This window comes from Pacificibacter sp. AS14 (genome assembly GCF_038899935.1).
Classification (GTDB): Bacteria; Pseudomonadota; Alphaproteobacteria; order Rhodobacterales; family Rhodobacteraceae; genus Celeribacter.
Genome location: NZ_JBBMQI010000004.1, coordinates 1 through 15,824, shown reverse-complemented (window position 1 = coordinate 15,824; position 15,824 = coordinate 1). Strand labels below are relative to the sequence as shown.

Below are 15,824 nucleotides of genomic sequence, written 5' to 3'. Positions count from 1 at the left end.
ATAAAATGCGTTCCGCGGCACTGGACGCGATTGCACCCATTGGCTACACGTCAGTCATGGAAAATAAATCTGTCCCCCAAAAGCCCGCCAAGAAACCTGTCTCAGCGCGCGATGCACGCTTGAAAGCAGCGCTTAAGGCCAATTTAGGTCGGCGCAAGCAATTGAGTCGCGCCAAAGCGGCCTCGGATAAGACAGAGACACAGAGCGAGTGAGGCACGAGTAATGGATTCTATTTTGGTAAGAGGCGGCGGACCGCTGAACGGAGACATCGAGATCGCAGGCGCGAAGAACGCTTGCTTGACATTGATGCCAGCGACGCTGTTGTCAGACGAGCCTTTGACGCTCACCAACGCCCCGCGCTTGTCGGACATCAAAACGATGACAGCCTTGTTGGAGTCACTCGGTGCTGAGATCAGCTCGATGCAAGAGGGCAAGGTGCAAACCATGTCTTGCCACGGCGATCTGAACCCGATCGCAGATTACGAAATCGTGCGCAAAATGCGCGCGTCCAACTTAGTGCTCGGCCCCCTTTTGGCGCGTCTGGGCCATGCGGTTGTGTCCCTGCCCGGCGGTTGCGCGATTGGCGCACGCCCGATGGATTTGCACGTTGATGCGCTGACCGCACTTGGCGCACAGATCGAATTGCGCGATGGGTATTTACACGCCAAAACCCAAGGTGGCCTCAAGGGTGCGGTTCACAAGATGCGCTTTGCCTCAGTTGGCGCGACTGAAAACTTTGTGATGGCGGCGTCGCTGGCCAAAGGCACATCCGTTTTGGAAAACGCCGCGCGCGAACCTGAGATTGTCGATCTTGTGTCCTGTTTGAAAAAAATGGGTGCGCAGATTGAGGGCGAAGGCACCTCACGCATCGAAATCCAAGGCGTTGATCGTTTGCACGGCGCGACGCATCCCGTGGTCACAGACCGCATCGAGCTTGGCACTTTTATGTTGGCACCTGCGATTTGTGGCGGCGAAGTCACCTGTTTGGGTGGCAAAATGTCATTGGTGGAAAGCTTTGCAGAAAAGCTGGACGCAGCTGGCATTTCCGTTGTCGAGGACGCCCGTGGCCTGACCGTGTCACGCAGGGGCGACCGTGTTCAAGCTGTCGATGTTGTGACAGAACCCTTCCCAGGTTTTCCGACCGATTTGCAGGCGCAGATGATGGCGCTTTTGTGCACCGCCGAAGGCACGTCTCACTTGGAAGAAACAATTTTCGAGAACCGCTTCATGCACGCGCCAGAATTGACCCGCATGGGCGCGCATATCGAAGTCCACGGCGGCAAAGCCATCGTGCACGGCGTGGATCGCCTCAAGGGCGCTCAGGTCATGGCCACCGATTTGCGCGCCTCTGTGTCGCTGATCCTTGCGGGTCTGGCAGCCGAGGGCGAAACATTGGTCAGCCGCGTCTATCATTTGGACCGTGGCTACGAATTTGTTGAGAAGAAACTTTCTGATATTGGCGCACATATTGAACGGATTAAATCGTAGATCATGACCGAAGATGCACGTTTCGAAGATGGCGGCGATCAGCCTTTACGCCTCAAAGCCCACGATGCGGAAGATCTAGCGATCCTGTCTGCATTGTGCCAAGACGCTGTCGTGCCGATGGGAGAAATTTCCTATGACGCAGGCCAACGTCGGTTTGCAATGCTGCTCAACCGCTTTCGCTGGGAAGACGTGGATCGGGCCGCAAAACGATCACGCGCCGTCGAACGCGTCCAATCGGTGCTGTTGTTTGACGATGTGATGTCTGCCAAATCATCGGGGGTGTCGGCCAGCGACAAAGACACCATTATTTCGGTGCTGGCCGTGACATTTACAGCAGGTGAAGATGGTGCAGGTGCCGTTCAGATCACTTTGGCTGGGGACGGTGACATTTTACTCGGCGTCGAAGCGCTGGATGTGACGCTGAAAGACGTGACACGGCCTTATATTGCCCCTTCTAAGACACAGCCAGATCATCCGGAATAAATCCAGGAGCCCTAGGCGGAGACTTAGGTCTGCGCAGAATTCTTGACAAAATACGCCTCAAGCACGGCAAAATACAGCCCGCGCTTGAGCCTTACGCTTCGCCACGCTATGTGAAGACTAAGGAGAGCGTGATGCCACATTTTTTGAACACCCAAGACGCCGATTTTGAAGCCCGTTTTGTTGAGCTGCTCGCGATGAAACGCGAAGACAGCCCAGACGTTGATCATATCGTGGCAGGCATCATAGCGGATGTGCGCGCACGCGGTGACGACGCAGTTCTTGAGCTCACGGCCAAATTTGATCGGCTGCAACTGACAGCTGACGGGCTGCGGTTCACTGACGCCGAAGTGGACGATTATTGCGCCCAAGTGTCGCCCGAGGATCGTGCCGCGCTTGAACTGGCCGCGACACGTATCCGCGACTACCACGTTCGCCAAATGCCTGACGACAAAATATGGACGGATATGGACGGGGCCACGTTGGGCTGGCGCTGGACGCCTGTGTCCGCGGCGGGGCTTTACGTGCCCGGCGGCATCGCAACCTATCCGAGCTCGGTTTTGATGAATGCCGTGCCGGCCAAGGTTGCAGGCGTCAAACGCTTGGCCATTACGGTGCCGACCCCTGACGGCGTGGTGAACCCGCTTGTGTTGATGGCCGCGCGCATTGCTGGCGTTGATGAAATTTACCGAATTGGCGGCGCGCAGGCGATTGCGGCGCTTGCCTATGGGACCAAAACCATCTCGCCTGTTGATAAAATCACCGGACCTGGCAATGCTTTTGTTGCGGCGGCCAAACGACGTGTCTTTGGCAAGGTCGGCATCGATATGATCGCAGGCCCATCCGAAATTTTAGTGATCGCAGATGCAGATAATGATCCGGATTGGATCGCGGTTGATTTGATGTCGCAGGCCGAACATGATGAAAGCGCGCAATCTGTTTTGATCACCACTGATGCCCACTTTGGTGCGGCTGTGGCGGCGGCTGTAGACAAACGCCTTGAGACGCTTGAACGCCGCGTTATTGCGGGCAAATCTTGGGCTGATTTCGGCGCGGTCATCGTTGTGAAGAACCTGGATGAAGCTGTTATTTTGTCAGACCGTTTTGCGCCAGAGCATTTGGAACTTTGTGTGGCCGACCCCGATGATTTGTCATTGAAAATCAGCCACGCGGGCGCCATTTTCTTGGGCGCTTATACGCCTGAGGCCATTGGCGATTACGTCGGCGGCCCCAATCACGTGCTACCAACGGCGCGCTCTGCGCGGTTCTCATCAGGTCTATCGGTTTTGGACTTCCTTAAACGGACAACCTTGGCCAAGATGACACCAACGGCGCTCAAAGCGATTGGTCCTGCTGCAGAACGTTTGGCCAAATCTGAGAGCCTTGAGGCACATGGCCTGTCGATACGTGCACGACTGGATCGGTTGAATGGTAAAGGCAATGAGTAAACTGATAGCAATCGAAATCGATGATCGTGGGCTATCTGCGCCCACGCCAGAAATCGAACAAGAGCGCCAAGTCGCTATTTTCGATTTGCTGGAAGACAACAGTTTTGCGTTGCCAGAACGGGATGATCGTGATGTGCCGAAAGGCCCATTTAAACTTCTGTTGTGCATCAAAGAGCGCAGGCTTGTGTTTGACTTGTCCAACAAGACAGGTGTGACGCAAGCAGAATTTCACCTGTCGCTCGGGCCCTTTCGCCAAGTCGTCAAAGACTATTTTCAGATTTGCGAAAGCTACTTTGAGGCCGTGAAAAAAATGGCTCCGGGTCAAATAGAAGCTATCGATATGGCACGGCGCGGCATCCACAATGAAGGTGCCCGCGTTCTGCAAGAGCGGCTCGAAGGAAAAGCCGACGTTGATCTGGACACTGCGCGTCGATTGTTTACATTGATCTGTGTCTTGCATTGGGGAGCGTAAGGTTTGGCGACAGAAATGCCCAGTTCGATCCTATTTTGCTGCGACCATAATGCATTGCGCTCGCCCATGGCAGAAGCCATGATGAAGAAACTGTATGGAACCGAAGCCTACGTCCAATCCGCTGGCGTGATGAACGACTTGGATATCGATGGTTTCGCAGTCTATGTATGCCAAGAGATCGGCGTTGAATTATCGCGTCACAAAACCCGGTCGTTTCAAGACCTGCAAGCGGTGGGCGAACACATGTCCTCTTATGATTTGATCATCGCGCTCTCGCCCGCGTCGCACCACAAAGCCATAAACCTGACCAAACTGTTTCACATCGATGTGGAATATTGGCCCATCACCGACCCAACCGGATCAGGCGAAAATCGCGAAGCCAAACTCGAATCTTATCGCCGCACCCGTGATCAAATCAAAACACTTATGATCGAACGTTTTGGTGAGCCAAAGCATCCTACCCACTAGATTCGACACGCTTTATCGTATTGAATGACGTCCTAGCCTTCATTTTTTGTGGCTATGGCGACAGATTTGGCAAAAAACCATCCCAAAAACCGCGCCCTGCCCTAAATGGCGCTTGAAAAGCGCAAGCCAAAGGCGCATTTACTGACCGCCCACACTATGGTGGGTGAATTTTACAGGAGTGAACATGGCCAAGGAAGAAATGCTCGAATTTCCCGGTGTCGTAAAGGAACTCTTGCCGAACGCGACATTTCTGGTCGAGCTGGAAAACGGCCATACGATCATCGCTCACACGGCAGGCAAAATGCGTAAGAACCGAATTCGTGTTCTCGCAGGTGACAAAGTTCAAGTCGAAATGACACCTTACGATCTGACCAAGGGTCGGATCAATTACCGCTTCCGTTAATCGGGCCATGCGGTTTACATGAAACTGATCCTCGGTTCAGGCAGCCCGCGCCGGAAGGAACTTTTGGCGCAGATCGGCCTTACCCCCGATGACATCCGGTCTCCCGACATTGATGAGACGCCCCTCAAAGGTGAATTGCCGCGCCCCTACTGCGCGCGCATGGCCCGCGAAAAGGCGCAAGCCGTTCCCCGCAAATCGGACGAAATCGTTCTGTGCGCGGATACCACTGTCGCCCTAGGGCGTCGCGTCATGGGCAAGCCCCGTGATGAAAAAGAAGCCGCCGAATTTTTGCTGGCCATGTCGGGGCGGCGCCATAAGGTGATCACCGCTGTGGCCGTGGCGCGTGGCGATTTGGTCTATGAGGCCGATGTCGTCACCGTCGTGAAAATGAAGCGCCTGTCCGACATTGAGCTCAACACCTATTTGGCCTCAAACGATTGGCAAGGCAAAGCGGGCGGTTACGGCATCCAAGGGCTTGCGGGGGCATTCATCCCGTGGATCCAAGGCAGCTACTCCGCCGTGATGGGTCTGCCCGTGGCTGAAACCGCCACCCTGCTCACCGCAGCTGGCTACCCCGTTTACGGAGACCACACATGATCGGTACAATCATCGCCCTTGGCATGCTCAAAGACCAAAAGGCAGCCGCCTTTATCAAAGATGGCCGCTTGGAAGATCTTATCGTTGACGCCACTGGCGACGATGCCCCCCCCGCGATTGGCTCGATTTATCGCGCCCGTGGTGGCCGGATGCTCAAAGGCATGGGCGGCGCGATGCTGGACATGCCAAACGGGGAAAGCGCCTATCTGAAGGGCAACAAGGGTCTCAAACCCGGGGCCCCGATGTTGGTGCAGGTCACGCATATGTCCGAGGATGGCAAAGCCGTTCCGGTCACGACGCGTCTGATTTTTAAATCCAAGTACGCCATCATCACACCCGATGCGCCGGGTTTGAACATATCGCGCTCAATTCGCGATGAAGGTGAACTGTTGCGCCTGCATGATTTGGCCAACGCCGGCATGGATGACGCGGATGAGGCCATGGGTCTTATTTTGCGGTCCGCCTGTGATGGTGCTGACAGCAAAGACATCGCAGATGACATCGCCAATATGCGCGGTCTGGCCGAGGCTGTGACTGCAGATTCAGCGGGCGAACCGGAATTGCTGCTGGATGGTCCCGATGCTTGGGATGCGGCATGGCGCGATTGGGACAAACCCGATGTGTTTGACGAATCCGAGGACGCCTTTGACAACTACGGCGTATATGAGCTGATCGACGATGTGATTTCCACGCGCGTATCACTGAAAACCGGTGGTCACGCCTATATCGAACCGACCCGTGCGTTGGTCTCGGTCGATGTGAACACAGGCGGCGAATTTTCTGCCGCAGCTGGTCTTAAAGCCAATATGGCGCTGGCCCGCGATTTGCCGCGTCAGCTACGTCTACGCGGTTTGGCTGGGCAGATCACCATCGATTTGGCCCCTATGCCGAAAAAAGAACACCGCGCCTTTGAACAGTCCCTTCGTGCCGCGTTCAAGGCAGATGGCTCTGAAGTTGTTTTGGCAGGGTTCACGCCCTTGGGTCACTACGAGATCCAAAAGAAACGCGAGCGTGTTCCCCTTCAGGATATTCTCAAATGACCTGTCCGATCTGTCAAAAAGAGGGCGACGTCAAATATCGCCCTTTTTGCTCAAAACGCTGCGCTGATGTCGACCTTGCCCGCTGGCTAAGTGGCACTTACGCGGTGCCAAGCATGCGTGAAGAAGACCCCGAAGAGGTCATGCGCGCCTATGAGGAAAGCCAACGCAACGCCCAAAATAGCCTGTTGGATGGGTTGATAAAAAAACCCCACTAAATGTGCACTTTACCTCTGGACACCACCTGTTACGGAGACTAAACAACGCGAACCCAGAACGCGCAAGTGTTCATCCGGTGCCCGGGTAGCTCAGGGGTAGAGCAGTGGATTGAAAATCCTCGTGTCGGTGGTTCGATTCCGCCCCTGGGCACCACTTTTACCGAATGAAAACAGAATGTTGCATCGATAAAAGTGCCATGCCTCTTTCGATTAGTTTGCCGTGGGTATCATTCGGGTATCATTTCGCAAGACGTATGACGTTGGTGCTAGGCGAAGCGCTATCCGTACAGGCTCGCTTTCAGTTCGCAACGGCAGAGTAGCTTTGACTTGAAGTATCAAAATTTCTTGGCGGGGCTCTTTCTAGTTGAACACAACTGCCTCACATGGAACTAATTCAGAAGTTGAAAGCTCACCGAGGCCACATCCGTGCAGCAAATTGAAATTAAAGTTGAAAACGATCATATTCAGCGGATAACTTCCGCGAAGCCGCTCGCCGCAATTTCAGAACTTATTTGGAATGCTTATGATGCCGACGCACGCGAAGTTAAAGTGGAACTCGAAAGGGGGCAGCTTACCGAGCTTGGCTTAATCCGCATTGTCGATGATGGGACAGGTATTTCCGCGGATGAGGTTGAAACGTTTTTTCAGTCGCTAGGCGGTTCGTGGAAAAAACGCGCAGTTAAATCCAGTGGTGGCCGATCAATCCACGGTGAAAAGGGTCAGGGTCGTTTCAAAGCTTTTGCTCTTGGTGAGCGGGTGACGTGGATATCGCACAATGCGGGGAAGAAATTCTCGATTAGTGGCGACAAATCGAACTTAAAGCAGTTCTCGATTTCTGAAACTGTTCCAGCAACAAATACAGGCTGCACAGTCGAAATCGAGAACGTTGTTCGCGATTTTGAGATTTGGACCGAAAATGGCTTCGCAGAGCAGGTGCGCGACGTATTCGCACTGCAACTCTATGAAGACCCCAATTTTCGTATCAACTATGACGGCGAGGATATCGACGCAAGAGAAGCCATCCGGGATGTGACTCCCTATGAGATAAAGGCGGTTACCGAAGAGGGTCACGAATACAACGCGACCTTAGAAATCATCGAGTGGAAGAAAAAAGTTGAGCGGAAACTTATGCTTTGCCTTCCCGGCCGCTTTAGTTTCAATGAAATTGCACCGGGTATTCACGCGCGTGGATTCGACTTCACTGCCTATTTGACTGCCGACCATTTCCAATCACTCGCAGACGACAACACCGAAGGGCTGGTTGAACTCGACCCACCGTCAATGGCACTCGTAGAGGCATCGAAAGCGAAGTTGCGTGAACACTTCCGCGAACGGGAAGCAGAGCGCTCCCGTGGCAAGATTCACGAATGGAAGGAAGATAAAATCTATCCCTACGAGGGTAAGCCTTCTGATCACATCGAGATGAATGAGCGACAAGTCTTCGATGTCGTCGCTCTGAATCTGGCCGACTACAGCCCTGACTTCGAGAAGGCTCCATCAAAACAGCAGAAATTAATCCTTCAACTCGTCAAAGCAGCAATTGAGTCCGGCCCCGGCGCTCTGCCAGCTATTCTTGAAAGTGTCGTCGATCTTCCAAAGGCCAAGCAAGAGGAACTAGCTGAGCTTCTCCGGAAAACTTCGCTGACTTCCATCATCAATGCAGCAAAGAGTGTAACTGATCGCCTCGAGTTTTTGCGCGCCCTACAAATTCTGGTGTTTGAGCCAAACTCCAAACGCCAATTGCTCGAACGCTCCCAACTTCACCGTATCATTGCCCAAGAGACGTGGATTTTCGGCGAGCAGTTCAACCTATTGAACGACGACGAAGATTTGTCGGCTGTTCTACGCAGTCATCTCAAGTTGCTTGGTAGCGATAACGACGATAGCACCCCACGAGATTCGCTTGCGCCGAAAGAGCCTGTCTTAGACGCAAACGGAAAAGCTGCTATCGTTGACCTGATGCTATCCTGCCGAGTTCCGACAGCAACGGACGAAGAACGCAAACATCTCGTCGTCGAACTTAAAAGGCCGAGCCAGAGCCTCAACGAAGATGTGATCAACCAGATCAAGAAATACGCCAAGGCTGTCGCACTCGATGATCGATTTAAACACTCAAGTGTCGAATGGGACTTTGTAGCTGTTGCTAACCGTTTCACTAACGACGCCGAGCTTGAAGCGCGACAATCTGGCAAGCCACGCGGTTTGGTGCTCGAGCTTGATGACCCAATCAAAATTCGCGTCTGGGCAAAGACATGGGGTGAAATCATCCAAGAAGCCGAAGGACGGCTGACATTTTACAAACGCCGCCTTGAGTATCAGGCTAATGACGAGGAAGCGCTTCGATACTTGCGCACAATTAACGCCGATTATCTCAGCGAGGAAGTCAAAGAGCGAATTTCTGAACTAGACGCAGAAGAGACTAGCGAAAAGTAAGAGTGGGTTGCATTGATGCGAAATTAGCCTCGAGCGAAACTATCGAGAAGCAAAATCACCTTTGCTGAAATCCTCCTCCACAGAACCAATCTGATATTGTGAGAGCTTCATAAAGTGCGGTCTTCCACGAGTTTAGCTGATTTTGAATCCTCGATTGCCACTGGTGGTTCAGTTCACTGCGGACTGCAATCGTCCCACCTACTGCGAAATGGCGCGATAATCCTTCACGAATGTCGCTAATTTCTCGAGCCGCTTGACTGCCATAAAGAGCATCAAGGCCGAATAGCTGAAACTGCCGTACCAATCGAGTGCCAAGAATTGGAGGCCATACAGCAGGCACAACGACGAAAAATGAAACGGAACATGGAGCAGTTTCATTCACATGCGCCCATAGCCAACGCTCGCCTGATATATTTTCAAAGTATGGGTGGAGAGGGACTTCTGCCAATGAATTAGGTGGCGTATCTCCTTTAACCTTATTGCATTCTGAGCAGCTACCGACGAGGTTATCAGGTGCGACCGCCAATGCAGGATAGTGCGCTTTAGCAAGAATGTGATCCAAAGTCGCTATGTCGCGCTGGTCGCAGTAAGGGCATCGATCTCCGCTGGGTAGGGCTTTGATTTCATCGTAGATAAATCGTGCTGGCCCCTTCTTGCCAGCAAACCTTTGGGTATAATTCGTGACAAGTTCGTCGCCCGTAACCTTCCCGACGTTTGGTTCAGCGGGGAAGTTATGGAGGTTCTCAGAAGTGACAGAAGCCACGTAAGCGTTGGCAGCAGTTTCAATAGCTAACAAGCTGCTTTGCATGCGCGATTTAAGGTCAGCGTCACGCACTTTGCTTACACTGATTGAAAACGCCTCTGACGCTGGTCGAACTGGGCGCGACACACTCCACATCGATTTATTCCCCTTGCTGCTGAATGGCGATAAGGCTTCTCAGGAGCGCGCGTCCTTCGGCCCCCAATTGGCCGTCGAATTGTCCAACAACTTGCTCAAAATCTGGTGTTTTCTGTACGGAATCCATTAGCATTCTGTGAAACCCTGATCTAGTGACCTCAAACCCAAATACTTCCCGAGTTAGCGACCCGACGTTTTCTGCAAAGGTCTCCAGCGCGGGTCGCTCAGTTGTCGTATGGTAGCCATGCCGATGGATTTTCCAAACGCATGATCTGGGAACCTCCTGAAGAACCACAGGGGAATGAGTAGCGATGATCGCGACCCCATTTCTGTTGATCAGCAAGTCGGAGAGTGCCCTTACGAAAGCGGATAAAAGAGGGGGGTGGAGGTGCGCCTCCGGCTCGTCCATTATTACCAAAGTCTTTTCTTGTACGGTTTCGACCAACTTTGTTATTGTAAGAAGAACAATTTTGTGGCCCGAACTCAGCCTTCGATACAATTTTCCAGCTTCCCTGCCGAAGCCATCCATGTCGACTTCTACCAAACTCGACACCTGCGCCTCTGCAAAAAGAGGATCCGCTTCAAGGGTGGCTAATGCCTTTCGCCACCGATCCGCTCGCGCTCCTCGTATACAGATCTTGGCACTGTCAGAAAATTCTTTGGCCAAGGCTTCAGGATCACGCGTAATGATGACAGGATTGCCATCCTTATCTTTCACTTCTTTTCGTAACCCAACCTGCGTGAAGCGCATTCCCTTGCTGGCATCTCGCCCTTGCTGGATAATCTTGGAGTCGTCAAATGCACTAAAACTGACTGAAACCGCATTGGAGAATGGAATTTCTTCGTCTTCCAGACCTAGAGGATCGTCTGTCAAAAATCGTCCGTCTTCATCTGGCGTTTCCCCTGGGTTCAATAGCGCCCTTGTCATATTGTTTAGAAGATGTGTTTTTCCCACTCCATTGCGGCCAATAAGAACTTGAATGTTGGTTGGGGGCTTAGATAGCGGTGTTATATCAAAATCGACAAGCATGGGCTCAGCTCCGTCAGGCTTGGGGCTTTGGCCCTGATACCTGAAGCTGAAATTAGTAAGCACAGCCCCGCCACCAAGTATTCGACGATACTGACCTTCAATGGTCTTTCGGTTAACGGATCGAAGTAGAGATCGACCAGTGACAGGTTCACTAAGCGCTGCTTTATAGAGCTCCTCATTCTGGGATAAATCGCGTAGTGCGACGAGTATAGCGTTAGCTTTCTGTTCTCCTAGGTTCATCAACGCTGAATAGTAGTCAACGTCTTGGCCTAGAGAAAAAAACCTGTCTTCTAGAACTTCAAAGTATTCTGGTAGATTTGGTCTTTTTTGATCCGCCAACATGCCAAACTCGGCAATTTTTACTCCGCCAAAATCATGTCTTTCACCTTGTTCATCAAAGAAGGTGAGGGAGTAAAGCGTTTGAAATTCCCACCAGTCGTTCCAATTGTCTGTCCATATGAAACCAATGTCGTTTCCTTCGGCGGGAACGTTACCAAGATTTGGGATTACCTGAAATCTCATCCACTCATTCAACTCTCGTCAAGAATAAATTTGGACTCGCATCCACGCAGTTTCATTTCACAAAACGAATCCTTGGGCCCAACCCGTTTCTTTTGAGAAACCCCCATAACTTCGCCTCTAATGGCACGATAATTGTTGGTTGGTGTGAAGGCCAGTACTGAAATCGAAAAGAGGCGCAGTTTGCGCCTCTATCGGTGTTCAATTTTTCGCGTTGGTGCACTAAGCAGGCTTCTTTGGCTTCAATGCCCTACGCGCCTCCTTCTCGGCAGCGGACCCTTTCACCCACTGCCATGTGGCACCAGCCTCGTGAAGCCCTGCGACAATGGCGAAGATCCGGTTGGATCTGTTTGTCGCCTGCACGTCATCGTGCCGGATGAGGTGTGCAGTTGACGTACTCAATTTACGCCGGTGTTTCCTAAGGACGTCTCGTGGCTTGTGAGCGAATGGGTCCACAGCACGTATTTCAGGTGCGCCGATGCCATTGGCGTTTTGGCCCGTAAGAAGCTGCGGACGTTCCGTGATGGGTGTTGGGTCGAAATGCACAAGTGGGATGAAAGGTTTTTCATACCCCGCCTTGTGGTTGAATGAACCCGTCTCGAAACTCAAGGCGCTTTGAAGGGTCAGGCTTCTGGGCCTCGATGAACTTGGATGTGAGTTTGTGTGTCATGCACCCATAATAAGACGGGTGGAGGCGCTACGTCAGGGACAACCCTAGACGGTTTGGAACACCTTGGCGGGACTTGGGCACCTCAAAGGACCAAAACCTGAAGACACAATCCACAGTTGACTCACTTCCAGAGTCGAAAGATGGTTTTCGTGTCGAACAGGTATTCGGGGGCGGGAAGTTATGAAAACAGTGGTTATTCTTATCCATGGCATTCGGACACATGCAGAGTGGCAAGAAAAAATTCCAGAATGGCTGGACCTTGGACCCGAAACTATCGTCAAGCCGATTGGGTATGGGCGTTTTGATTTATTCAGATTCTTGTCACCTTTAAGGACACGACAAAAACCGATAGACATTTTGACACGCGAAATTGACGACTTAATCGCGCGATACCCTTCCCACGCTTACAGAAGAGTTGTGATAGCGCACAGCTTTGGCACATACGCAATCTCAAAAATCCTAGAGGCAAGACCATCGATTGAACTGGATGATCTGCTGCTATGCGGCAGTATTGTCCCTGCAGATTACAACTGGATTCAAATAAGAAAACAAGTCAAAGGCACGATACTCAATGACTGTGGTCGGAGGGATATCTGGCCGGTGATCGCAAGATCGGTGACTTGGGGATATGGCGCAACAGGGACCTATGGCTTCAATGCTGGAGCGGTGACCAACCGATTCCACTCCATTGGCCATAGTGAGTTTTTCAGCAAGAGATTTGTCAGAGAGTTCTGGCGTCCATTTGTCCAAGATTCCACGATTGCGCCTTCGCACGTTGGGTCTGATATTGTGCGGTCTCCGTGGTATTTTTCTTTGTTTGAGCCAAAGCTCAGATGGCTGTTTCTTTTTGCAGTTTTGTTTTTGATTCTGCCGCCAAAACAAGAAGAACAACTTCGCGACGGGTTCAATAGGGCTTATGTCGCAGCTTATGAAACCTTAATTGGCCCCTATGTTTCAGAGGCTTCGGCGCGCCTGATGGCGGAGGCAGACAATCTCTATTTTTTAGAAGACAACAGAGTAGGTGCTTTTGAGCTATACGAGAAAGCTGCCGCTGAAGAAGGCGGGAATCCTGCGGCTCAAGCCAGCATGGCGAAGATGGTATTTATGGGTTGGGGTGGTCAAGTGGCTGATCCTGATGAGGCCACGAGACTTGTTGGCGAGGTGTTGGAAGATCTGACCACACTAGCAAAAACAGACGGGGTAGCTGCCTATAATCTCGCGTACCTTTACGGCCAAGGAATCGGCGTTGAACCCAGCCCGCAATCTGCACGTGAACTTTATGAATTCGCTGCGAATAATGGCCATGGACAAGCAATGTTTAACATCGGAGCAAACTTTGCACGCAATGAAGACCACGAAAATGCGTTAGAGAAGTTTCGAGAAAGCGCTGAAACTGGTCATGTTTTTGGAAATTATGAAGCTGGCCGATACTTGCAGCGGGGATTTGCGGGAGAACCTGATTACCCTGCCGCCATATCTTACCTTGAAAGGGCGCGCGCAAAAGGACACGTGGCAGCTACCTATAATCTCGCGCTCATATATAGAGACGAGAGCTGGGATGGATATGACCTCGAGACATCACTCGAACGCTTTCGGGAAGCGGCAGACTTGGGCAGTGCATACGCTCAGACTGAACTTGGCAAAATGCTACTTCAAGGTCTCGATGGCCAAGGACAAAGTGACGAAGCCGTGGCATACCTTAGGCTGGCGACTGAAGAAGGATATGCCAGAGCATTTCGAATACTTGGTAAAGTTTATATGGGCGACTACAGCCCTGACTACCGAAATGTGGAAACAGCAGTCGAAGTTTTTCGTGATGGAAGCGATCTGGGCGACGTGCTGAGTAGTGAAGAACTGTCGCAATTGTATTTTGGCGTAGACGAAGTTGCTGCTGACTATAGCCTAGCACTTGAGTATTCCCTGCTTTGCGCAGAAGTGAATGGTCGTTGTGCCAACCGCGCCGGTAGAATTTACCAAGATGGCCTCGGGGTCGAAAAAGACGCCCTTAGATCCATCGCATTTTTTCAACAAGCCATTGATCTGGGGAACCACAGTGGGGCGCATAACCTGATGAATTTGCATCACGATTTGGCGATGACCGAGACGAACCAAGACGTTGCTTTTGATCATGGTCAGGCAGCCATTGCGGCGGGTTATACTACAATAGAAATGGGGACGCAGGACCCGCTTACCTACTCGGTTTTGGCGGATATTCACAGATCTGGACTGCCCGGGGTCCCGCTCAACGAAAATGAGGCGACTAGATTATATCTCAAAGCTGCAGAGCTTGGGGGAACAAATGCGCAGAACAACATTGGGGTCCGTCTCTTGTTAGGTTTGGGAACTGAACCATTGAATCTGACCTTCGATGAAAGAATGGCCGAAGGACGACGCTGGCTGTTATCAGGCGCAAGGTTGGGTAATCTCAGTGCTTTAGCTAACATTGAGGGGCTAAAAGAGCGGACCGATGAGGTGCTTGAGTACTTCCTTGGTGCTAATAATCAAATGGCCGTTTTGGACAATGACCAAAAGGAAATGCTGATTGGATTGTTTGACGACATAGACACCGACCAGATTCGTGCAGAAAGCCTGCGTGGTGCAAAAGAAATTGCGATGACAAGTTCCTGCCGAGCAAACCTCTTGGGCCTAAGATACTATGAAGAAACAAGACTGCCCTCCAACATTTCGCGAGCGGCCTCAATGGCCAAGGCCCAAGAGCTGTTCCAGATTGCAGAGGAAGGAGGATCACCAGCTGCGGCATTCAATTTGGGTCGTATGCATATCCTACAGGAAGCAGTACCTGCCAACCGCCAGACTGGTCTTGATCTTCTAGACCAGGCCATATCCCTTGGTTTTTCTGAGGCAGCACTGTTCGCGGCGCAAACTTACAATGATGGCAGATACGTTCCAAAAAACGAGACTGCGGTTGAGTCATATTTGAAGCGGGCTCTTGAGTTGGGAGAAGATGGTGTCGTCGCAGCACTTCTGACAAGTGTTACTAAGGAGGAAGACATTGCTGATTTGGACATTGGTCCGTCGATTTGTTCACCCCCTAATCGTAGTCAGCTAGCGGCCGAACTCAGCGTAGCTTTGCCTTGATCTTTGACTAAAGCTGGAAAGAATCCTTCAATGATCTTGAGCCTATGTGGTTTGAAGCGACTTGACTTGATTTGAGCTGCTTTGAAGAAGCTACGACATCAAAGGTCACTTTGGGTATCGCACGGGTAGCAGGAGTGGTGTGCTTGAATGCTTCGGTATGGGATGGGCCGAGACGATCGGCCGCGCACATAGATCAGCTGTTTCAATCGCTTACGCCACAAGCTGAGCGGTTTTGAGACAGAATGCACGGATAGCAAGACCGTTTGAAAATCCTCGTGTCGGTGGTTCGATTCCGCCCCTGGGCACCATTTTTACCAAATGGGAACAAACAGTTAGGTGTGGCTTATATCAGCCCCCAATTGTGCAAAGCCATTGCGGGTATCACTGGGGTAGCATTTTAAAGGCTGGGCTAGCAGTTACTTGCTTGCTTTTGGTTGCGATCGAGCACTGAGCTTAACGCGTAGTTGCCACGATAGGTAGCCACCTCTGGACCTGTCACGGTTTGATGCCGCTCCTTTGATAGCATTTATTGCAGCAAAGGAGACGAACTATGGGAACGAAACG

Annotated in this window: 12 protein-coding genes, 1 tRNA gene and 1 pseudogene; 12 read left to right on the top strand and 2 right to left on the bottom strand. The window is 51.7% G+C overall.

The window, feature by feature from the left end; genetic code table 11:
• Positions 1 to 222 precede the first annotated feature (222 nt).
• The 11 genes and pseudogenes from murA (at position 223) to WNY38_RS05690 (ending at position 9,044) form a co-directional block, all read left to right on the top strand.
• Entirely contained in the window at positions 223 to 1,488 is a 1,266-nt protein-coding gene (gene murA / locus WNY38_RS05740; protein ID WP_342856373.1) for a UDP-N-acetylglucosamine 1-carboxyvinyltransferase, read from the top strand.
• Between the two features lie 3 nt (positions 1,489 to 1,491).
• Positions 1,492 to 1,971, top strand: coding sequence for a DUF2948 family protein (locus tag WNY38_RS05735; protein ID WP_342856372.1), 480 nt, complete (start codon positions 1,492 to 1,494; stop codon positions 1,969 to 1,971).
• Between the two features lie 131 nt (positions 1,972 to 2,102).
• A complete protein-coding gene (gene hisD / locus WNY38_RS05730; RefSeq protein ID WP_342856371.1) occupies positions 2,103 to 3,416 on the top strand; it encodes a histidinol dehydrogenase in 1,314 nt (437 codons plus the stop codon).
• On the top strand, positions 3,409 to 3,888 hold the full coding sequence (locus tag WNY38_RS05725; protein WP_342856370.1) for a UPF0262 family protein: 480 nt from the start codon (positions 3,409 to 3,411) through the stop codon (positions 3,886 to 3,888). Before hisD ends, WNY38_RS05725 begins: the two co-directional genes overlap by 8 nt.
• A gap of 15 nt (positions 3,889 to 3,903) precedes the next feature.
• Positions 3,904 to 4,356, top strand: a complete 453-nt coding sequence (locus WNY38_RS05720; protein ID WP_342856369.1) for a low molecular weight phosphatase family protein — start codon at positions 3,904 to 3,906, stop codon at positions 4,354 to 4,356.
• 184 nt (positions 4,357 to 4,540) lie between these two features.
• Entirely contained in the window at positions 4,541 to 4,759 is a 219-nt protein-coding gene (gene infA / locus WNY38_RS05715) for a translation initiation factor IF-1 (protein ID WP_009573923.1), read from the top strand.
• Between the two features lie 18 nt (positions 4,760 to 4,777).
• The gene (locus WNY38_RS05710) at positions 4,778 to 5,356 is read left to right on the top strand and encodes a Maf family protein (RefSeq protein WP_342856368.1); all 579 of its coding nucleotides are present in this window, start codon (positions 4,778 to 4,780) and stop codon (positions 5,354 to 5,356) included.
• Positions 5,353 to 6,396, top strand: a complete 1,044-nt coding sequence (locus WNY38_RS05705; protein ID WP_342856367.1) for a ribonuclease E/G — start codon at positions 5,353 to 5,355, stop codon at positions 6,394 to 6,396. The genes WNY38_RS05710 and WNY38_RS05705 overlap by 4 nt, the downstream gene beginning before the upstream one ends.
• Positions 6,393 to 6,470, top strand: a pseudogene (yacG, locus tag WNY38_RS05700) (DNA gyrase inhibitor YacG); the annotation flags it as partial. The gene WNY38_RS05705 and the pseudogene yacG, both read left to right, overlap by 4 nt.
• A gap of 220 nt (positions 6,471 to 6,690) precedes the next feature.
• Positions 6,691 to 6,765 (top strand) — tRNA-Phe (locus tag WNY38_RS05695).
• Positions 6,766 to 7,037: 272 nt separating this feature from the next.
• Positions 7,038 to 9,044 (top strand): ATP-binding protein, encoded by a 2,007-nt coding sequence (locus tag WNY38_RS05690; RefSeq protein ID WP_342856366.1) that lies wholly within the window; start codon positions 7,038 to 7,040, stop codon positions 9,042 to 9,044.
• Between the two features lie 55 nt (positions 9,045 to 9,099).
• On the opposite strand, the gene WNY38_RS05685 is transcribed toward WNY38_RS05690, so the two are convergent.
• Entirely contained in the window at positions 9,100 to 9,879 is a 780-nt protein-coding gene (locus WNY38_RS05685) for an HNH endonuclease signature motif containing protein (protein WP_342856365.1), read from the bottom strand.
• 67 nt (positions 9,880 to 9,946) lie between these two features.
• Positions 9,947 to 11,494: an AAA family ATPase gene (locus WNY38_RS05680; RefSeq protein ID WP_342856364.1), complete on the bottom strand. Its 1,548-nt coding sequence runs from the start codon at positions 11,492 to 11,494 to the stop codon at positions 9,947 to 9,949.
• Between the two features lie 847 nt (positions 11,495 to 12,341).
• On the opposite strand from WNY38_RS05680, the gene WNY38_RS05675 reads away from it, so the two are divergent.
• On the top strand, positions 12,342 to 15,260 hold the full coding sequence (locus tag WNY38_RS05675; protein ID WP_342856363.1) for a hypothetical protein: 2,919 nt from the start codon (positions 12,342 to 12,344) through the stop codon (positions 15,258 to 15,260).
• Positions 15,261 to 15,824: the final 564 nt, after the last annotated feature.